We start from the raw sequence: 19,781 nt of genomic DNA, 5'->3' as shown, positions 1-19,781 counted from the left end.
AGGCATTTTTGCTCGTCGGTCTCCATTGTCCTGCCACCACGCCGGATGCGGCGCAGCACGTTTCCTGGGCCGGTGCAGCCTAGCGGATACGGCGCGGCGTGCGGCGTCACGAAGCCTGAGATACGGGCGGATTCGCTGCCGCGCCCCGATCCCACACCGCCCTGCGATGGCCCCGGCGCGGTAACAGCGCGCTTGCCACCTCACGCAACGCGTGACTACGCTCCGTTCAATGGTCCGTTTTCTCCTGCGCCGGTTGACCGTCGCGATCCTTGTGGCCCTGACGGTGCTGACGCTGAGCTTCCTGCTCACGCGGCTTTCGGGCGACCTTGCCATCTCCATCGCCGGGCCGAATGCGACGCAGCAGGATGTGGAGCTGATCCGCCAGGCCTATGGGCTGAACCGGCCACTGACGCAGCAGTATTTCGACTGGCTGCTGCGCGCCGTGCAGGGCGATTTCGGTGAGAGCTTCTTCTTCAAGGACCGCGTCGCCAACCTCATCGCGCATCGCCTGCCGATCACCCTGACGCTGGGCCTGGTTGGGCTGGCGCTGGCGCTGGTGGTGGCGCTGCCGCTCGGCATCATCGCCGCGGTTCGGGAAGGCAGCTATGTCGATCGCGGCGTGATGCTGGTGGCGCTGATCGGCCAGGCGATGCCGTCCTTCTGGCTCGGGCTGATCCTGATGGTGGTGCTGGGGCTGAACCTGGGCTGGCTGCCGATCTCGGGCACGGGGGCGTGGGAGTACTACGTCATGCCCGGCATCGTGCTGTCCTTCTCTGCCATCCCATCGCTGATGCGGCTGACGCGCAGTGGGATGATCGAGGCGCTGTCGTCCGACTACATCCGCACCGCGCGCGCCAAGGGGTTGTCCCGAATTTCCATCCTGGTGAAGCACGGGTTTCGAAATGCGGCGATCCCGGTGGTGTCCATCGCCGCGGTACAACTGGGCTTCATGCTCGGCGGGTCCATAGTGATCGAGACCGTGTTCGCCATGCATGGCGTCGGCTACCTGGCGTGGGAGAGCATCAGCAAGAACGACTTCCCCGTGGTGCAGGCGGTGATCCTGGTGCTGGCGCTGATCTACATCGCGCTGACCCTGCTGGCGGATCTGCTGAACGCGGTGCTCGACCCGCGGCTGCGCACGTCATGAGCGGGGCCATCATGCCGGGCACCGGCACCACGCGGCGCCTGCTGCGGAACGCCACCTTCGTGACCGGCGCGCTGATCGTCGGCTTCGCCCTGGTGATGGCGATCCTTGCCCCGCTGATCGCACCCTATGATCCCTATGCCATCGACCTCGGCCGCCGGCTGGTGCCGCCAGCCTGGATGGAGGGCGGCACGCCGGCCAATTGGCTCGGCACGGACCAGCTGGGGCGGGATTATCTGTCGCGGCTGATCTATGGCGCGCGGATTTCGCTGATCATCGGGGTCGCCACCGTCATCACCTCCGGCCTCATCGGCACCACGCTCGGCGTGCTGGGTGGCTTCTATGGCGGGCGGGTCGATGATGTCGTGATGTTCCTGATCACGGCACGGCTTTCGATCCCGGTGGTGCTGGTGGCACTCGCCGTGGCGGGGCTGCTGGGGACCAGCTTCACGCTGGTGATCCTGGTACTTGGCCTGCTGCTGTGGGACCGATTCGCGGTGGTCGCGCGATCCACCACCATGCAGTTGCGGACGCTGGATTATGTGAGTGCGGCGTGGTGCGCCGGTTCGTCCCACGCCAGCGTTCTGCTGCGGGAGATCCTGCCCAACATCGCGACGCATCTGGCGGTGGTGGCGACCTTGGAAATGGCGCTGGCCATCCTGCTGGAGGCGGCGCTGTCCTTCCTCGGCCTCGGCGTGCCGGCGCCCCTGCCCTCCTGGGGCCTGATGATTTCGGAGGCGAAGGAATACATGTTCTTCACCCCCTGGGTGATCCTGGTGCCCGGTATCGCCCTGTTCGTGCTGGTCTTCGGCGTGAACCTGCTGGGCGATGCGCTGCGCGACATGCTCGGCACGGACCTCACGCGGTGACAGCGCTGCTCGAGGTGCAGGATCTGCGCGTGACCTTCGGCGGCACGGCGGCGGTGCGCGGTGCCTCCATGGCGGTGGCGAAGGGGGAGACGCATTGCCTGGTCGGCGAAAGCGGCTGCGGCAAATCCGTCACATCGCTCGCCATCATGGGCCTGCTGGCCCGCGGCGGGAAGCGAGAGGCATCGGCCCTGCGCTTCGCCGGCCAGGAGATCGGCGGCTTCAACGAACGCGAGATGTCCCGCCTGCGCGGCGACCGCATGGCGATGATCTTCCAGGAGCCAATGACCAGCCTGAACCCCGCCTATACGGTGGGCAGCCAGATGACGGAGGTGTTGCGCCGGCACCGTGGCGCAACGCGCGCGCAGGCGGTGGACCGCGCGGCGGAACTGCTTGGCCGCGTCGGCATCACCGCGCCGGGGCTGCGGCTCGGGCAGTTTCCGCACCAGCTTTCAGGCGGGCTGCGGCAGCGCGTGATGATCGCGATGGCGCTGATGTGCGACCCGGAACTGCTGATCGCGGACGAACCCACCACGGCGCTGGATGTGACGGTGCAGGCGCAGATCCTGCGGCTGCTGGCCACGCTGCAGCGCGACCTCGGCCTCGGCATCCTGCTGATCACGCATGACCTCGGCGTAGTGGCGCGCATCGCGGACCGCGTTTCCGTTATGTATGCGGGAGAGGTGGTGGAATCGGCTCCGACGGCGGAGCTGTTCGGCAGTCCGCGCCATCCCTATACGCGCGGGCTGCTGGCCTGCGTGCCGGTGCCGGGCAAGGTGAAGCGCGGCGACCCGCTGGGCAGCATTCCCGGCGTTGTGCCACGTATTCCGCCCGGCTTCACCGGCTGCGCCTTCCGCGACCGCTGCGACCACGCCCACGCCGCCTGCACAGGCACGATTCCGCGCAAGCAGGCGGGGCCGGGGCATGAGGTGCTGTGCACGCTGGACCTCGCGGCATGACGCCGGCCATCGAAGTCCGCGACCTGCGCCGCATCTTCAACGTGCGTCAGGGATTGTTCGCGCCGCCGCGCCAGGTGCGCGCGGTGGATGGCGTATCCTTCGCCGTGCCGCCGGGCAGCGTGCTCGGCGTGGTGGGGGAAAGCGGCTGCGGCAAATCGACGCTGGCCCGCATGATCCTCGGCCTGCTGCCGCCTACCTCCGGTGACGTGCTGGTGGATGGCCAGCGCTTGGCGGATATGGACCGCAAGGCCCGCGCGCGGCTGATCCAGCCGGTGTTCCAGGACCCCTTCTCCTCACTGAACCCGCGCCGCCGGGTGCAAGACATCGTGGCGATGCCGCTGGTGGCACAGGGCAATATCGACCGCGCGAATGTGGCGCGGCGGGTGGGCGAGGCGCTGGAACGCGTCGGCCTATCGGCGGAACAGGGCGGGCGCTTTCCCTCCCAGCTCTCGGGCGGCCAGCGGCAGCGCGTGGCGATCGCGCGCGCGCTGGTGCTGCGGCCGCGCATCGTCATCTGCGACGAGCCGACCAGCGCGCTGGATGTCTCCGTGCAGGCGCAGATCCTGAACCTGCTGGATGAACTGCGCCGCGACCTCGGCCTGACCTACCTGTTCATCAGCCACAACCTGGCCGTGGTCGAACATGTCGCGAGCGAGGTGGCCGTGATGTATCTCGGCCGCATCGTGGAGCGCCAGGAATCCGAGGCGCTTTTCACCAACCCGCGCCACCCCTACACCCAGGCGCTTCTGGCCAGCGTGCTGACGCCGGAGCCCGGGCTGGGCGTGCCGGATGTGGGCCTCGGCGACATCATGCCGGACCCGGCGAATGTGCCGCCGGGCTGCCGCTTTCATCCGCGCTGCCCGAAGGTCTTCGCGCCCTGCGCGACGCAGGCGCCGAGGCCCACCGCTTTCGCGGCAGGCCTCGTGGAGTGTCACCTCGAAGGGTGACGCATCACTTCCACTTCGCCAGGTAGAAGCGCGGCAGCTCGTCCGGGAAGGCCTTGAAGTCGAGCTGGCGGGTGAAGGCGTAGGTGTTGACGTAGGTGTGCAGCGGCACCCAATACGCCTGCTCCGTGATCCGCTTGATGGCGGCGGAATAGGCGGCGTTGCGAACCGCTTCATCGGCGCTCGAACCACCTTCCACCAGCAGGCGCTGCAACTCCTCGTCGCGGGCATAGTCGTCGTTGGTGCCGCCGAAGAAGTTGGGCAGGATGGCGGAGACGTCGTTAATGGAATAGCTGCCCCAGCTTCCCATCGACATCGCCAGTTCGCCACGCCAGGCGCGCTGGATCTGGGCTGCCACCTGCAACAGGTTCAGGCGGGCGCGGATGCCGACGGCCTGCAGGTAGCTCTGCACCGCCTCGGACCACTGGCGCGGCTGGACGTAGCTGGTCAGCTCGATGTCGAAGCCGTTCGGGTAGCCGGCCTCGGCCAGAAGCTGCTTCGCCTTGTCCGGGTTGTAGTCATACTGCACCGCGGCATCGGCATTGCAGCCGAACTGGCTGGGATAGCAGGGCGCCACCGGCACGCGGGACCCGCCGGTAACCAGGCGTTCCGCGATCGTCTTGCGGTCGATCGCGTGCCACACCGCCTGGCGCACCTTCAGGTTCTTCATCGGGTTGTCGCCGCTGCGTCCAGCGGCATCCAGGCTGAGATAGCCAATCCGCATGGATTCCTGCCGCAGCGTCTGCAGGAAGGGAATGCGGTTGACGTTCGGCACCTGGTCCGGGTTCATGTTCCAGATCCAGTCGACGCGCTGTGCCAGCAGCTCCGTCAGCTCCGTCGCCGCATCCGTCACGAAGCGCACGGTCATGCGGCGGATCGCCGGCTTGCCCTTGGGGCCGCTCTCGTAATAGTCGTCGAAGCGTTCGTATTCGACGCCCGTCGCGACATCGAACTTCGTGATCTTGTAGGGGCCGGCACCCATCGGCGCGCGGCTGTAGCCTTCCACGCCAACCCGTTCCCGATACGCCTTCGGCCAGATCGGCGTGACGAGCGCCAGGTAGTCCAGCGCCGCCGGTGTCGGCCGCTTGAGGTGCAGGCGCAGCTTGAAGTCACCATCCGCCTCCGCACGCTCGATCCAGGCGTAGTTGCTGGGCGTCGCGACGCGGGTGTCGGGGTTGGAGACGGTGTTGAGCGTGTAGACCGCATCCGCCGCGGTGAAGGGGCTGCCATCATGGAACTTCACGCCCTGGCGCAGGGTGAATTCCAGCAGCAAGGGGTTCACCCAGCGCCATTCCGTCGCCATGGCCGGAACGACGCGGAAGGTCTCGGGGTCACGGTGCACCAGCCCGTCCCACGCCTGGTGGCCAAGGATCAGCCCGGTGCGCTGGCTGTTGAAATAGGGGTCGATATTCGGCACCGCGTCGCGGAACACCAGGCGCAGCGTATCCTGCGCCCGCTGCGCCTGCGCCTCCCGCCCGCTCAGCCCTAAAATGGGCAGCCCCGGAATGGCAAGCCCGCCTGCCGCGGCAAGGCCTTTGCCGAGCGTCCTGCGTCCGATGGTCATATCATTGCTCTCCCGTTTGAACACAGCGGAGCGTAGGAACCACCCGCCCCCCATGGCAAGCGGAGAGAGTGGCGTCAGGTCTTCTCCACGTTCCAGAAGATCGGGAAGGACGATTCCATCAACCCGCTGAGCGAGGTGCGATAGGCCGCCGGAATGGTGAACTGGCCCCACATGACGGAGGGTGTCAGCTCATAGGACAGGCGCTGGATTTCCGCCGTCAGTCGCTGGCGCTCCGCCGGGGTTTCCGCATTGGCGAAATCCTGCGTCAGGCGGGGAATGCGTTCGTCGCAGGACCAGCCGGGGAAGTCGGCACAGGTGCTGGCGATGTAGAAATGGGTCAGCGGCGTGATCATGTCGACGCCGTTGGAATACACGGCGAACATGCTCCACCCATCCCGCCGCGCACGGCGGGCGAGCACGGTGCCCCAATCCATCTGCTGCTCATCCACCGTGAAGCCGGCCTGCTTCATGTTCTGCACAAGCACCTGCGCCGCGGTCTGGGAAATGGAGCCCGCCACCTGCAGGAACTGCACCGGCTGACCGGCATAGGAGGTTTTCGCCAGCTCCGCCCTCGCCTCCGAGATGGAGTATTTCGCACCCTCCGCCCCGGCATCGGTGCTGTAGGGCGCATCGCACATCCAGAAGGACGTGCATTGCGGCGCGCGGAACCGCTCCGGCACGCCGATCGCCTGCAGCACGGTGTTCTGGTCCACCAGCTTCCACAACACGCGGCGCACGGCGGGGTCGTCGAAGGGCGGGGCCGCGTGGTTCAGGCGGAAATTGCCCTGGAACTGATGCAGCCCACCAAGCGACAGCAGCTTCACGTCGCGGGAGCGTTCAAGGCGCGGAATCCAATCGAAGGGCACGTATTGCTGGTAGTCGATCTCATTCGCCAGTAGCGCCGTGGCCCCCGTCGCCTGGTCCGGCATGACGCGCAGCGACAGGCTGTCCACCTTCACTACCTTGCCGCCGGAAAGGAAATCCGGCGCCTCGCGGCGCGGCACGTAATCCGCGAATTTCTCCAGCACCATGTAGTTGCCGGGCCGCCACTGGTCCGGGCGGAAGCGAAAGGGGCCGGAGCCGATAATCTCCGTGATGCGCGTGTCGCCCGAGGTGCGCGCCAGGCGTTCCGGCAGGATGAAGGGCACCGGCGCGTTCGGCTTGCCGAGCACATCCAGCACCAGCGGGAAGGGCCGCTTCAGTACCAGTTCGAAGCCGAGCGTGCCCTTCGTCGTCAGGCTTGCATGCGCGTCCCGCAGCATGCGCCCCAGCGCATCCTTCGGCATCCAGCGTTGCAGCGACAGTACGACATCGGTGGAGGTGACGGGCGATCCGTCATGGAACTTCATCCCCGGCCGCAGGGTGAAGTTCCAGGTGAGGCGGTCGGCGGAAGTGGTGTGGCTTTCCACCATCTGCGGCTGGATGCGGCCCTGGCCATCCATCGCATAGAGCGTGTCGAAGATGTGGAAGCCGAAGGTCCGCGTGATCGCCGCCGTGGTCATATAGGGGTCGAGGATCACGACCTCCGATTCCAGCACCAGGTTGAGCTGGCTGGCAGCGCGTGCCTCGGGTGGGCGGATCAGGCCGGAGGCGGCAAGGGCGGTGCCGCCTGCCATCAGGCCTCGGCGCCCGATCTGGATTTGCGACATGCCTCGATTTCCTCCTGCCCTGGCGGGGTTGGCCCCTCGCCGTTCGATATATCCTATGCCAGCATGACCCCCAGGAAGCGGTCTGCGCAAGAAGGAAACGGACGATGGACGACACCGATCTGCTGTTCATGCCGGCAACCAGGGCGGCCGCGCTGATCCGCCGGCGGCGTCTGTCGCCGGTGGACCTGACGCAGGCGGTGCTGGCCGCGATCGACCGGGAGCAGCCGCGCCTGAACTGCTTCGTCACGGTGCTGCACGACCAGGCGATGGAAGCCGCGCGCCGGGCGGAACAGGCGGTGATGGATGGCGCGCCCCTTGGCGCGCTGCACGGCGTGCCGATGCACATCAAGGACCAGGTCGATACCGCCGATGTGCTGACGACGCACGGCTCCGCCATCTTCGCCAACAACGTGCCGACGCGTGACGACGCGACGGCGGCGCGGCTGAAGGCGGCGGGCGGCATTCTGGTCGGCAAGACCACCATGCCGGAGTTCGGCCATAAGGGGCTGACGGACGGGCCGAGCTTCGGCACGACGCGCAATCCGTGGGATCTTTCCCGCACCACCGGCGGGTCCTCCGGCGGTGCGGCGGCGGCGGTCGCGGCAGGGCTGGGGCCGCTCGGGCTCGGCACGGACGGTGCAGGCTCCGTCCGCATCCCGGCCGCCTGCTGCGGCCTGGTCGGGCTGAAGGCGACGCTCGGCACGGTGCCGTGGGAAGCCTCGGCCGACACTTTTGCGAATAACGTCTATGCGGGGCCAATGACGCGCACCGTCAGCGATGCGGCGGTGATGTTCTCCGTCATTGCCGGACCCAGCGAGCGCGACGCGCAGAGCCTGCGCGGCCCGGGCCTGGCGCCGGTGCCGCCGGGGCTGATCGGCGGCGATCTGCACGGGCTGCGCGTCGGCTACATCGCGCGCGCCTGCAACGCGAAGGTGCAGGCAGAGATGGCGGAGAACACACTGGCCAGCCTCGATGCCCTGTCCGCCCGCGGCGCCTTCGTGGAGGAGGTGACGGACCCGATCGACTGGATGGAGTTCCCCGGCCGCATCATGTACCAGGCCGGCTTCTTCGTAAGCTGCACGCCGCATCTGGCGCAGTGGCACAACCAGATGGATCCGGTGCTGCTGGCCTTCATGGAGCGTGGCTCGGGCTTCTCCCTGACCCAGTTCCGCGAGGCGCAATTCGCCCGCACGCAGCTGTTCCGCACCATCCAGGGCCTGTTCGGCCGCTACGATGTGCTGGTCACGCCGACGCTGACGCGCACCGCCCTGCCCGCGGATTTCGACGCCGCCGATGGCCAGATCGAGATCGAGGGCGAGTTGTGCGGCATCACCCGCCAGGGCTGGTCCAGCTACATGTACCCCTTCAACCTGACCGGCCACCCTGCGCTGACCATCCCCTCCGGCTTCGCGAAGGATGGGCTGCCGACTGCGGTGCAGTTGGTCGGCCCCTGGGGCGCGGATATGAGCCTGCTGCGCCTCGGCGCGATCCTGGAGCAGGACCGCCCCTGGGCGCAGCACCGCCCGCCTTCAGCCTGAAAGACGCGCCACGGCGGCGAAGCCTGCCTCTGCCGCCTCCAGCCCCCGATCCACCGCCGCCGCGTCATGGGCGCAGTTGACGAACATGTTGTGGCGCGGGTGGAAATAGGCGCCCGCCGCCAGCGCCGCCGAGCAGAAGGCGTCGCCGAGCCGGAAATCCGCATCGCCCTCGAATTGCAGCAGCGGCATCTGTGGCGGGCCGGACTGGATGATGCGCAGCCCATGCCGCTCCGCGCCGGCCGCGAAGCCGTCCCGCAGACGCTGCCCCATTTCGCGCATGCGGGCGGGGCCGTCGATGCGCTGCAATTCCTCCAGCGTCGCCAGCGCCGCCGCCATCGGTACCGCGCCGCACCAGAAGGACCCAGTGGTGAACACTTCCGTCGCCGCGCGGCGCAGCCATTCGGCGCCGGTCACGGCGGCCAGCGGGTGGCCATTGGCGATTGCCTTGCTATAGGCGGCGAGGTCCGGCCGCACCCCCACACATTCCCACGACCCGCCGAGATGCAGCCGGAAGCCGGCGCGCACATCATCCAGGATCAGCGCCGCCCCGGTCTCGTCGCAGATGGCGCGCAGCGCGCGGGCGAAGGCGGGGTCGGGCAGTTCCAGCGTGCGGGACATGTCATGCCGGAAGGCGGTGACGAGGATACCGGCGAGGTCGCCTTTCGCCGCCTCCGCCGCCGCCTGCACGGATTCCACATCGTTGTAGTCGTAGAAGACCAGATGCGCGCGATCCTCCGCCGTGACGCCGGCGGTCGAGGGCGAGCACCAGGGCACCGCGCCGTGATAGGACCCGCGCGCCACCAGCACCTTGCGCTTGCGCGTCGCTGCCCGGGCAATGGTGACGCAGGCGGTGGTCGCATCCGTGCCGTTCTTCGCCAGCAGGCACCATTCGGCATGCGGGATGGTGGCGACCAGGCGCTCCGCCAGTTCCACCAGCACCGGCGCCGGGCCGTTCATGCAATCCCCAAGCTGCGCCTGGCGCCGTGCGGCTTCCTCCACCACCGGGTCATGGTGCCCGAGCACGATCGGGCCCCAGGAGGACATGAAATCCACCACCTCCCGCCCATCCGCATCCCACAGCCGGCAGCCCTCGGCGCGGCTGTAGTATTGCGGGTAGCCTTCGGGCAGGCGGGCGGCGTTGAGGTGACCCCAAAGCCCGCCGGGGATCACGCGCCCGGCACGCTCACGCAGCGCCGCGTCGCGGCTGAGATTGGCGGGGTAGATATCGGGCATCCGGCGCTCCATGGGCTCGGCATCGATATATCATATGGTGACACCGGACGAAAACGATTCAAGGATGCGGGTGCAGAAACGGAGACGATCGCATGCGACCACTCCTCGCCGCCCTTCTCGGCCTCACCCTGGCCTGGCCCGCCGGAGCGCAAACCCTGCGCATCGGCATCGCCTCCGACCCCGATGTGCTGGATCCGACCCTGTCGCGCAGCGTGGCGGCGCGGCAGGTCTTCATGGCGATGTGCGACAAGCTGATCGAGGTGGATGAGCAGGGCGCGCTGGTGCCGCAGCTCGCAACCGCCTGGGAATGGCAGGAAGGCGGCCGCGCCCTGCTTCTGACGCTGCGCCCCGGCGTCACCTTCCATGACGGCGTGGCGCTGGACGCCGCGGCCGCGGTGGCCGGGCTGAACCGCCACATCAACGCCCAGGGCTCCACCCGCCGCGGAGAACTGGGCCCGGTGACGGCGGTGGAGGAAGCGGGGCCGATGCAGATCCGCATCCGCCTGTCGGAGCCTTTCGCGCCGTTGCTGGCGGCGCTTTCGGATCGCGCCGGCATGCTGGTCTCGCCGCGCCAGGCAACGGTGCTGGGCGCCGATTTCCAGAAGGAGCCGGCCTGCGCCGGCCCCTACCGCCTGACCCGCCGGGTGCCGCAGGACCGCATCGAGCTGGAGCGCTTCCCTGGCTACTGGAACGCCGGCGCCCTGCATTTCGACCGGGTGGTGTACCGGCCGATCCCGGATACCACCGTGCGCGCCGCGAACCTCCGTGCCGGCACGCTCGACGTGATCGAGCGGGTCAACCCCTCCGACGTCGCCACGTTGCGGCGCGATGCCCGCGTGAAGCTGCTGGAGGGGCCGTCGCTGGCGTCCGTCTACCTCGCCATCAACGTCGCGCATGGTGACCGAGCGCAGAACCCGCTCGGCCAGGATGCGCGGGTGCGGGAGGCGCTGGAGCTGGCCATCGACCGTAACGCGCTGAACCAGGTGGCCTTCGAGGGGCTGTATCGCCCGGGCAACCAATCGACGCCCCCCGGCCACCCGCACCACATCGCCGCACTTCCGGTGCCGGGCCGCGACCTGGCCCGCGCGCGGGCGCTGCTGCGGGAGGCGGGGCAGGAGCGCGTCCGGATCAGGTTCTCCGTTCCCAACACCACGGAGTACGTCCAGGCGGCAGAGGTGATCCAGGCCATGGCGGCGGAGGCCGGCATCGCGCTGGAGATCCAGGTGATCGAGGTGGCCACCCTGCTGCGCGCCTGGACCGCCGGAGATTTCGAGGTGCTGATCATCGCCTGGTCCGGCCGCACCGATGTGGACGGCAACCTCTGGGGCTTCAACGCCTGCGGGCAGAGCCTGAATGGCGGCCGCTATTGCAGCGAACAGGCCGATGCGGCGCTGCGGGCGGGCCGCACCAGCGTGGAGCCTGCCGCACGGCTGGCCGCCTATGGCAAGGCGATGGAGGTGCTGCTGCGCGACCGCCCCTACATCTACCTGTGGCATCCGGCCAGCTTCTTCGGCACGACCGCGGCGGTGAGCGGGCTGCGGCTGATCCCGGACGGGCTGATCCGCATCCAAGGCCTGCGCGCGAACTGAGACGTCGCGAGAGCCCTCCCCCGCCCTTGCGGGGGGTTGCGGCACTGCCGCAACGCCTGCGGCTGGTTGGTGGGGGCGACGCGCCGCTACCGCATCAACCGCCGCAGCCCCTCCGCCACCTTCGCCGCATCCGCCAGCGCCGCCGCATTCAGAGGGCGGGAGACGACGGGGGCGGCGCGGCTGCCATGCACGCGGGTGATTTCCGCGTCCAGCCAGTCGAAACAGCGGCGCTGGATCTCATCGACCCATCGCGCGCCATGCGCCGTACCATGCGCGGTCTGCTCCGCGATCAGCACGCGGTTCGTGCGGCGGATGCTGGCCTCGATGGCGGGCCAGTCCATGCCATCCAGATCCAGGCAGCGCAGGTCGAGGATTTCGGCATCGATGCCGGTCTCCGCCACCGCCGCTTCCGTCTCCGCCACCATGGCGCCGTAGGTCAGCACGGTGCAGGCGCGGCCTGCGCGGACCAGACGCGCGCGGCCGAACGGCACGATGTAGTCGAGGTCCTGCGGCACCGGGCCGCTGGTCTGGAACAGGCCCTGATGCTCGATCATCAGCACCGGATCCTCGCAGGCCAGCGCCGCATTCATCAGCCCCACATAATCATGCGGCGTGGAGGGATGCAGGATGCGCCAGCCGGGAAAAGCCGCGAACAGCCCCGACGGGTCCATCGAATGCTGCGAGCCGTAGCCCGCGGCGGGAGACACGCGCGCGCGCACCACCAGCGGAATGCCGAAGCCGCCGCCGAACATATGCGCGAACTTGCCGATGCCGTTGAACATCTGGTCGGCGGCCACGATGGTGAAGTCGCCGAACATGATATCCACCACCGGCCGCAGCCCACACAGCGCCGCACCCAGCGCCATGCCGGTGAAGCCGTTTTCGCAGATCGGCGTGGCGAAGACGCGTTCAGGAAATTTCTCCATCACACCCTTGGCGGAGCCGGAGACGCCGCCGCGCAGCCGGTGGATGTCCTCGCCGATCAGCACGATGCGCGGGTCGCGTTCCATGGCGTGCAGCAGGGTGGCGGCGATGGCGTCGATGTACTTTGTCGGCTGCGCCGGTGCCGTGCCGGCTTCCTGCGCCTTCAGCCCGCGCAGTTCGGCAAGATCGCCACGGATGCCGTGTTCGAGTCCCGCCACATCCGGCAGCAGGCCGTCGCGCAGGCGCGGCGCATTGGCACCGGGCGGCGTTTCCACCAGCGCCTCCGCCGCCTGGTCCACCACCGCCCGCACCCGCGCCTCCAGCCGCGCCAGCCCCTCGGCATCCAGCACGCCCAGCCGGTCCAGCACCAGGGGCAGCGTCGTCACCGGATCACGGGCGCGCCAGGCCTCCTCCTCCGCCTTGTCGCGGTAGCCGAACTGGCTGCCGAGCATCGGGCCGGATTGGTGCAGGAAGCGGTAGCAGATCGCCTCGACGAAGACGGGCCCGCCGGTTTCGGCAATCTGCGCGCGCGCCCACTGCATCGCGCGCCGCACCGCCAGCACATCCATGCCGTCGCATTCGACGGAGGGCACGCCGAACATCGCGCCGCGCGTGGTCAGCCGCGTCTCCCGCGTCTGGTCCTGCACATGGGTGGAGACGGCGTAGAAGTTGTTCTCCAGGAAGAACACCACCGGCAGCCGGTACAGCGCCGCCAGGTTGATCGCCTCCAGAGTCTGGCCCGCCATCAGCGTGCCATCGCCGAAGAAGGCGACCGAGATGTGGTCCCGCCCCAGCACCTTGTCCGCCAGGCCATAGCCCACCGCATGCGGCACATTGCCGCCGATGATGGCGGAGGAGCCCACCACGCCGGCCTCCGCGATCCGCATATGCATCGACCCGCCGCGGCCGCCATTATAGCCCTGCGCCAACCCCATGATCTCCGCCATGGTCCGCTGCACATGGGCGCGTGCATCCTCCGGCACCGCGTCCCGCCGCGGGTCGTAGCCCGCCGGCGTCGCGGCGTTCAGCAGCTTGGCCAGGATCTGGTGATGCGCGCGATGCGTGCCGTTGATCTTGTCCTCGGTGCCGAGCACCGACAGCGCCCCCACCGCGCCGCCCTCCTGCCCGATCGAGGCATGGGCCGGGCCATGGATCAGCCCGGCGCCGTGAAGGTCCAGGATCTTTTCCTCGAAGCGGCGGATCAGCAGAAGCTGTTCCATCCAGCGGGCGAGGTCGGCGGGGTCCTCCGCCGCCCAATCGGCGTCCTCGACCTCCATCCGGAACCAGGGCGTCGCGGTGGCAATCGGGTTCAGCTTCACGCGGCTTTTCCCTTGGGGTGAGCGGGTTGTTCCATCGCCGCCAGATGGCGAACCAGGCCGGCGCCGCCTTCCTCCATATCCGCCTGCACCGCGTCCCGTGTTGCCGCGGCATCGCGCGCGCGCAAACCGTCCAGGATATCCAGGTGGCGGTGCCGGCCGGGGTAGGTCGGGTGGGCATCGGGGTAGAGGTAGGTCAGCATCGGGCCGTTGCGCAGCCAGATGCCCTCGATCACCGCCAGCAGTTCCGGCATGGCGGCGGCGCGGTACAGGCCATGGTGGAAGCGCCAATTGGCGCGGATGGCGGCTGCCCCCTCCCCGGCCGCCTCGGCGCGGACGAGATCGGCATGGGCGCGTTCCAGCGCACGGATTTGGGCGGGCGTGATGTGGCGGGCGGCCGTCCCGGCGGCCAGGCCTTCCAGGGCGGTGCGGACCAGGCGCAGTTCCTGGTACTGCGCCAGCGTGAGGCCCGCGACGGTGATGGCCTTGGCCTGTTCCATCCGCAAGGCGCGTTCGCGAACAAGCTGCATCACCGCCTCCCGCACCGGGGTTTCGGAGGTGCCGAGCTGGACCGCCAATTCGCGGATTTTCAGCCGCTGGCCGGGTCGCATGCGGCCTTCCATCAGCGCATTGCGCAACTCGCCATAGACGCGGCCGGTCAGGTTCTCCCGGCCCACGGGGGACAGGAAGTCGATTTCGCCGGTCACGGGCTGGGTGGGGAGGACGCTTGCGCTCATCGCTCCATCGTATTTGATATATCCAGCCCGCGGCAATCCCGGCCGCGCAGGAGGGAATGCCAATGCAGCCCACCCCCGGACATGAGGCCCTGCGCGCCGCCCTGCCGCCGATCGATGGCGAGGTGCGTGTGCCGGGGCTGAGCGCGCCCGCCACCGTGCTGCGCGACCGCTGGGGCATTCCGCATATTCGCACGGAGGGCGGCGCGGAGGATGCGTTTCGCGCCCAGGGGTTCGTCCATGCCCAGGACCGGCTGTTCCAGATGGAGCTGAATCGCCGCCGCGCGCTCGGCCGCAGCGCCGAATGGCTCGGCGCGGCAGCGGCGGAGGGCGACATCCTGGCCAGACGCCTGGGCATCGAGGCCGCCAGCCGGCGCGACTACGCGGCGCTGGGCGCGGAGGCGCAGGCGATGCTGGCGGCCTATGCGGCCGGGGTGAACGCTTTCCTCGATTCGGGCGCGCCGCTGCCAGTGGAATATGCGCTGCTGGAGGCGGTGCCGGAACGGTGGGAGGGCTGGCACGCGATTGCGGTGATGCGCCGCCTCGGCCAGTTGATGGGCTCCGTCTGGTTCAAGCTGTGGCGCGCCGCGGCGCTGCCGCTGGTGGGCGCGGACCAGGCGGCGAAGCTGCGCTACGATGATGGCGGGAAGGATTTGCTGCTGGTGCCGCCGGGGGCGGAGGCGAAGCGCCTGGAAGCGGATTTGGCCGCGCTGCGCCCGGCGATCGAGGCGCTGCTGGGTGGCGCACCGCCCGATGCGACCGGCGGCGGCAGCAACAACTGGGCGGTGGCCCCGACGCAATCCGCCACCGGCCGCCCTGTGGTGGCCGGCGACCCGCACCGGGTGTTCGAGATCCCCAACATGTACGCCCAGGGCCATCTGGCCTGCGCCGATTTCGACGTGGTGGGGCTGACGGTGCCGGGTGTGCCGGGCTTTCCGCACTTCGCCCATAACGGCCAGGTCGCCTACTGCGTCACACACGCGTTTGTCGACATCCACGATGTGTTCCTTGAACGCTTCGACGAGGGTGCTCAAAACGCTCTCGGCCCGGATGGCTGGGTGCCGGTGCAGCGGCGGCAGGAGAGCATCGCCATTCGCGGCGGCGCGGCGCGGGCGTTCGAGGTGGTGGAAACCCGCCACGGCCCGGTCATTGCCGGCGACCCGGCCAGCGGCACCGCGCTGGCGCTGCGTTCCGTGCAGTTCGCCGAGACCGACCTGTCCTTCGACTGCCTGCCGCGCATGCTGCGTGCCGGCAGCGTCGAGGCGCTGTTCGAGGCGACGCGCGGCTGGGGGCTGATCGACCACAACCTGGTCGCCGGTGACACCGCCGGGCACATCGGCCTCCAGATCCGCGCCCTGGTGCCACGCCGCCCGGCGGAGAATGGCTGGCTACCGGTGCCCGGCTGGCTCGCGGCGCCGGACTGGCAGGGCATGATCGCGCATGAGGATATGCCGCGGGTGATGGACCCGCCGGAGGGGCTGATCGTCACCGCCAACAACCGCGTCGTGGCCGATGGCGGGCCGGATTACCTCTGCACCGATTGCCACCCGCCCTATCGCGCCCAGCGCGTGCTGGCCCGGCTGCGCGCGGCGCCGGAAGCGCGCAGCGTGGAGGGGGCGGCGAGCCTGCATGGCGACACGCTGTCGCAGAACGCGCTGCTGTTCCGCGAGAAGCTCGCCGCCCTGCCCGCCCCCGCGGAACCGCAAGCCAAAGCGCTGCGCCAGCGCCTGCTGGATTGGGACGGGCGGATGAGTGCCGATGCCAGCGCGCCCGCCGCCTATGTCGCCTTCCGCCGGGCGTTGACGGCGATATTGGTGGAGCGCAGCGGATTGGGCGCGCTGGCGGGCCACCCGATGCTGGCGGTGGCCCCCGGCGTGCCGCCCGCCAACCAGCTCTGGTGGACCCTGCCGACCCTTTTGCGCGCGGACGATTCCAGCCTGCTGGACGGCATGACCTGGCCGGAGGCGCTGGCCGAGGCGCTGCGCCGTGCGGCACCGGAGGCCGCCAGCGCGCGCCCCTGGGGCGAGATCCACCGGCCGCGCCTGACCCACCCGCTCTCGCCGCTATTCCCGGATTGGGCGGCGCTGCTGGACCCGCCCTCCCTGCCGATCGGCGGGGACATGGACACGGTGCTCGCCACCGGCTTCTTCGCCGCCTCCGGCAATGCCGCCGGCTATGGCGCACTGTCGCGGTACGCCTTCGATGTGGGGGAATGGGAGAACAGCCGCTGGTCCGTATTCCACGGAACCTGCGGCCATCCCGGCAGCCCGCATTATGCGGACCAGCATCCGGTCTGGGCCGGCACGGCGATGGTGCCGATGGCCTATGGCTGGGGCGGCATCCGCGCGCAGGCGGTGTGGACGCAGGTGCTGGCGCCGTAGGTCACTCGGCCACCCCCACTGTCGCATCCAGCTCCCGCCAATCCGGCGCCGTGGCGTCCAGCACCCGCCCGGCGCGCAGCACCACGCGGTCCGATTGCGGGCGGGACAGCAGCTCCGTCATGAAGCGCGCGCCGTACAGCACGAGGTCGGCGCTGGCCCCGACACGAATCGTGCCGCATACCGCCGCCAGCCCCATCGCCTCCGCCGGCCGCGCCGTGGCGGCGGCGGGCCAGGTGCCGAAGGGGTGGTCGAGGTGGAGGATGCGGGCGGATTCCCGGAACACCTCCGTCATGTCGAGATCGCCATAGGCGTAGAAGGGATCGCGCGTATTGTCGGAGGCGACGGAGACGCGGATGCCCGCCGCCTGCATCTCATGCACCAGCGTCACGCCACGCCAGCGCGGCGTGCGGTTCGCCACGCGGTCCTGGAGATACATGTTGCACATCGGCAGCACGACGATGTCGATCCCGGCCTCCGCCACGCGCGCAATCGTCTCCCGCGCGAAATCCTCCGGCTGGATCGAGAGCGAGCAGCAATGGCCGCACTGGATCTTGCCCTTGAAGCCGCGCTTCAGCGCCGTCAGCGCAATCTCCCGCAAAGCGCGGGCGCCGGTCTCGCCCGATTCATCCACATGCAGGTCGAGGTCGAGGCCGCGCGCTTCCGCCAGGCTGAAGAAATGGTCCAACTCCGCCTGGAAGCTCTCGGGCAGCGCGTCGTGGATGCCGCCGGTGTGGCGGGTGACCATGCCGAGCACGCCGCCGGCCTCCGCCACCATGTCAGCCAGCGTGTCGCCATCCGGCCCGGCGAAACGGTCCAGCGGGCAGATGGAGGACATCTGCAAGGTGATGCGCCCGGCCCAGTCTTCCCGCAGCTTGCGGAAGACACGCCAGGTGGCGACGCCCTGCGGCAGGTAGGTGTCCAGATGCGTGCGGATGGCGACGGTGCCGTGGGCATAGGCGCAGCGCAGCGCGAAATCGGCCCGCGCCGCGATATCCGCCTCGGACCAGGCGGCGCCGCGATCGCCCATCACGGCCTGGATCGCACCGGCGAAATCGCCAGTCGGGTTGCGGGTGCGCGGCCAGATATGGCCCTTGTCCAAATGCGTATGGGCATCGACGAAGCCGGGCCAGACCTGTCCGCCGCGCAGATCGATGCCATCCGGCGCGGTGCCGAGCGGCGCCAGCGCGGCGATGCGGCCTTGCTCGATCCGGATGTCCAGCCGCACCAGCCCATCCACATCCTGCGATGCGTCGAAGCCCTGTGCCAGCGCGGCATGGGTCCGCGCATTACGCAGCCAGAAGCTGGGGCCAACTGAAGATAATTCGGCCTTCATCGGCGGTCCTTCATGGCGCTCTCGTGCCAGTGGCGCAGCGCGAGGTGGGAGATCAGGCTCATCGCCAGGAAAATCGCGATGCCGGTCAGCGAAACCAGCACCAGGGCGGCGAACATTTTTGGGATCTGCAACTGATAGCCGGCTTCCAGAATCCGGTAGGCCAGCCCCGAAGCGCGCCCGCCCGTACCCGCCACGAACTCCGCCACGATCGCACCGATCAGCGCCAGCCCGCCCGAAATACGCAACCCCGCGAGGAAATACGGCATCGCCGTCGGCAGCCGCAGATCGCGCAGCACCTGCCAGCGGCTGGCGCGGTACAGGCGGAACAGGTCCGTCAGATTCTGGTCCGCGCTGTTCAACCCGAGCGTGGTGTTGGACAGGATCGGGAAGAAGGCGACGATCCAGGCGCAGATCAGCAGCGCCAGCCGAATGTCATCCACCCAGATGATGATCAGCGGCGCGATCGCCACAACCGGCGTGACCTGCAGGATCACCGCATAGGGAAACAGCGACATCTCGATGATGCGCGACTGCGCGAACAGCACCGACAGCAGCAGCCCCAAGGCAGCCGCCACGAACAAGGCGGCAAAGGTGATCTGCAAGGTGACCAGCAGCGAGACGGATAGCGACGGCCACTCGCGGATCAGCGCGCGTCCCACTTCCAGCGGTCCGGGCAGCAGATAGGGCGGAATCTCGTTGATCCGCACCACCGCTTCCCACCCCGCCAGCGCCAGCACGCCGATCAGGCTCGGCGCCAGGATGCGGAACCAGGTCTCCGCCGTCAGCCCGGCATAGCGCCGGGCGCGATGCTCGACCGGCGCCTCGGCGGCTTCGTTGGCGGAGAGGGAGACGTTCATTCGCCCATGGCCCTGCTGAGTGCGGCGGATATGTCGCGGCATTGCGCGGCATAATCGGCGGAGGTGCGAAACGCCTCGTCGCGCGGATAGGGCGCCTCCACCGCCAAATCCGCCACCACCCGTCCCGGCCGCGCCGCCATCACCACGATGCGGCGCGACAGGTAGACACTTTCAAACACCGAATGGGTGACGAAGACGGCGGTAAAGCGCTCTGCCGCCCACAGCGTCAGCAAGTCGTTGTTCAGCTTGTGGCGGGTGATCTCGTCCAGTGCCGCGAAGGGCTCGTCCATCAGCAGCAGCCGCGGCTTCGTCACCAGGGCGCGGGCGATGGACACGCGCATCTTCATGCCGCCGGACAGGGCGCGCGGATAGGCGGCTTCGAACCCCGCCAGCCCAACCGACTCCAGCGCAGCCCGCGCGCGCCGCTCGGCTTCCGGCCGCGCCGTGCCGGCCAGGCGTAGCGGCAGCATCACATTCTTCAGCGTGCTGGCCCAGGGCATCAGCGTCGGCTCCTGGAAGACGAAGCCGATATCTCCCGTCTCACCGCCACCCGCGACCTCGACGCGACCGGAGGATGGCGCGATGAGGCCCGCCATCATCCGAAGCACGGTGGATTTGCCGCAGCCCGAGGGGCCGAGCAGAGAGACGAAATCGCCCCGCTGCACCGCCAGATCGACGCCGCGCACGGCGAGCGTGCCATTCGCGTAGCGCTTGGTGACGCCTTGCAGCGCGACGACGTCCGCCGGCACC

General features: G+C 69.1%; 15 protein-coding genes. 7 read left to right on the top strand and 8 right to left on the bottom strand.

What is annotated here, in order from left to right:
- The first annotated feature begins 229 nt into the window (after window positions 1-229).
- Genes ACFHNC_RS06410 through ACFHNC_RS06395 form a run of 4 tightly spaced genes read left to right on the top strand, consistent with a single transcriptional unit; the run spans window position 230 to window position 3,916 of the window.
- Window positions 230-1,147, top strand: a complete 918-nt coding sequence (locus ACFHNC_RS06410) for an ABC transporter permease (protein ID WP_437168391.1) — start codon at window positions 230-232, stop codon at window positions 1,145-1,147.
- Window positions 1,144-2,013: an ABC transporter permease gene (locus tag ACFHNC_RS06405; protein WP_437168390.1), complete on the top strand. Its 870-nt coding sequence runs from the start codon at window positions 1,144-1,146 to the stop codon at window positions 2,011-2,013. The genes ACFHNC_RS06410 and ACFHNC_RS06405 overlap by 4 nt, the downstream gene beginning before the upstream one ends.
- Entirely contained in the window at window positions 2,010-2,969 is a 960-nt protein-coding gene (locus tag ACFHNC_RS06400; RefSeq protein ID WP_437168389.1) for an ABC transporter ATP-binding protein, read from the top strand. Before ACFHNC_RS06405 ends, ACFHNC_RS06400 begins: the two co-directional genes overlap by 4 nt.
- Window positions 2,966-3,916 (top strand): ABC transporter ATP-binding protein, encoded by a 951-nt coding sequence (locus ACFHNC_RS06395; protein ID WP_437168388.1) that lies wholly within the window; start codon window positions 2,966-2,968, stop codon window positions 3,914-3,916. The genes ACFHNC_RS06400 and ACFHNC_RS06395 overlap by 4 nt, the downstream gene beginning before the upstream one ends.
- 4 nt (window positions 3,917-3,920) lie before the next feature.
- On the opposite strand, the gene ACFHNC_RS06390 is transcribed toward ACFHNC_RS06395, so the two are convergent.
- Window positions 3,921-5,477: an ABC transporter substrate-binding protein gene (locus tag ACFHNC_RS06390; protein WP_437168387.1), complete on the bottom strand. Its 1,557-nt coding sequence runs from the start codon at window positions 5,475-5,477 to the stop codon at window positions 3,921-3,923.
- A 74-nt stretch (window positions 5,478-5,551) separates the two neighbouring features.
- Window positions 5,552-7,126 (bottom strand): ABC transporter substrate-binding protein, encoded by a 1,575-nt coding sequence (locus ACFHNC_RS06385; protein WP_437168386.1) that lies wholly within the window; start codon window positions 7,124-7,126, stop codon window positions 5,552-5,554.
- Between the two features lie 104 nt (window positions 7,127-7,230).
- On the opposite strand from ACFHNC_RS06385, the gene ACFHNC_RS06380 reads away from it, so the two are divergent.
- Complete coding sequence (locus ACFHNC_RS06380) at window positions 7,231-8,664, top strand: amidase (protein WP_437168385.1); 1,434 nt, start codon at window positions 7,231-7,233, stop codon at window positions 8,662-8,664.
- Here ACFHNC_RS06380 and ACFHNC_RS06375 read toward each other — a convergent pair.
- Window positions 8,656-9,897 (bottom strand): aminotransferase class III-fold pyridoxal phosphate-dependent enzyme, encoded by a 1,242-nt coding sequence (locus tag ACFHNC_RS06375; protein ID WP_437168384.1) that lies wholly within the window; start codon window positions 9,895-9,897, stop codon window positions 8,656-8,658. The two genes, ACFHNC_RS06380 and ACFHNC_RS06375, sit on opposite strands and share 9 nt — an antisense overlap.
- A gap of 92 nt (window positions 9,898-9,989) precedes the next feature.
- Between ACFHNC_RS06375 and ACFHNC_RS06370 the strand changes: the two genes are divergently transcribed.
- A complete protein-coding gene (locus ACFHNC_RS06370) occupies window positions 9,990-11,486 on the top strand; it encodes an ABC transporter substrate-binding protein (RefSeq protein ID WP_437168383.1) in 1,497 nt (498 codons plus the stop codon).
- A gap of 86 nt (window positions 11,487-11,572) precedes the next feature.
- Here the strand turns inward: ACFHNC_RS06370 and ACFHNC_RS06365 are convergent, their stop codons facing one another.
- Both ACFHNC_RS06365 and ACFHNC_RS06360 read right to left on the bottom strand, forming a co-directional pair.
- On the bottom strand, window positions 11,573-13,729 hold the full coding sequence (locus ACFHNC_RS06365; protein ID WP_437168382.1) for an alpha-ketoacid dehydrogenase subunit alpha/beta: 2,157 nt from the start codon (window positions 13,727-13,729) through the stop codon (window positions 11,573-11,575).
- The gene (locus tag ACFHNC_RS06360) at window positions 13,726-14,463 is read right to left on the bottom strand and encodes a GntR family transcriptional regulator (protein ID WP_437168381.1); all 738 of its coding nucleotides are present in this window, start codon (window positions 14,461-14,463) and stop codon (window positions 13,726-13,728) included. The genes ACFHNC_RS06365 and ACFHNC_RS06360 overlap by 4 nt, the downstream gene beginning before the upstream one ends.
- 62 nt (window positions 14,464-14,525) lie before the next feature.
- Here ACFHNC_RS06360 and ACFHNC_RS06355 point away from each other — a divergent pair, with 62 nt between their 5' ends.
- Entirely contained in the window at window positions 14,526-16,841 is a 2,316-nt protein-coding gene (locus ACFHNC_RS06355) for a penicillin acylase family protein (RefSeq protein ID WP_437168380.1), read from the top strand.
- A 1-nt stretch (window position 16,842) separates the two neighbouring features.
- On the opposite strand, the gene ACFHNC_RS06350 is transcribed toward ACFHNC_RS06355, so the two are convergent.
- The 3 genes from ACFHNC_RS06350 to ACFHNC_RS06340 are packed head-to-tail and all read right to left on the bottom strand — an operon-like array spanning window position 16,843 to window position 19,780.
- Window positions 16,843-18,174, bottom strand: a complete 1,332-nt coding sequence (locus tag ACFHNC_RS06350) for a cytosine deaminase (protein WP_437168379.1) — start codon at window positions 18,172-18,174, stop codon at window positions 16,843-16,845.
- Window positions 18,171-19,031 (bottom strand): ABC transporter permease, encoded by an 861-nt coding sequence (locus ACFHNC_RS06345; protein ID WP_437168378.1) that lies wholly within the window; start codon window positions 19,029-19,031, stop codon window positions 18,171-18,173. The genes ACFHNC_RS06350 and ACFHNC_RS06345 overlap by 4 nt, the downstream gene beginning before the upstream one ends.
- On the bottom strand, window positions 19,028-19,780 hold the full coding sequence (locus ACFHNC_RS06340; protein WP_437168377.1) for an ABC transporter ATP-binding protein: 753 nt from the start codon (window positions 19,778-19,780) through the stop codon (window positions 19,028-19,030). The genes ACFHNC_RS06345 and ACFHNC_RS06340 overlap by 4 nt, the downstream gene beginning before the upstream one ends.
- Between the last annotated feature and the right edge of the window lies 1 nt (window position 19,781).

It is taken from the genome of Falsiroseomonas sp. E2-1-a4 (assembly GCF_051433165.1).
Taxonomy (GTDB): Bacteria; Pseudomonadota; Alphaproteobacteria; order Acetobacterales; family Acetobacteraceae; genus Falsiroseomonas.
Note: the sequence above shows the minus strand (reverse complement) of the source record. Positions and strands in the feature narration are given on the sequence as shown.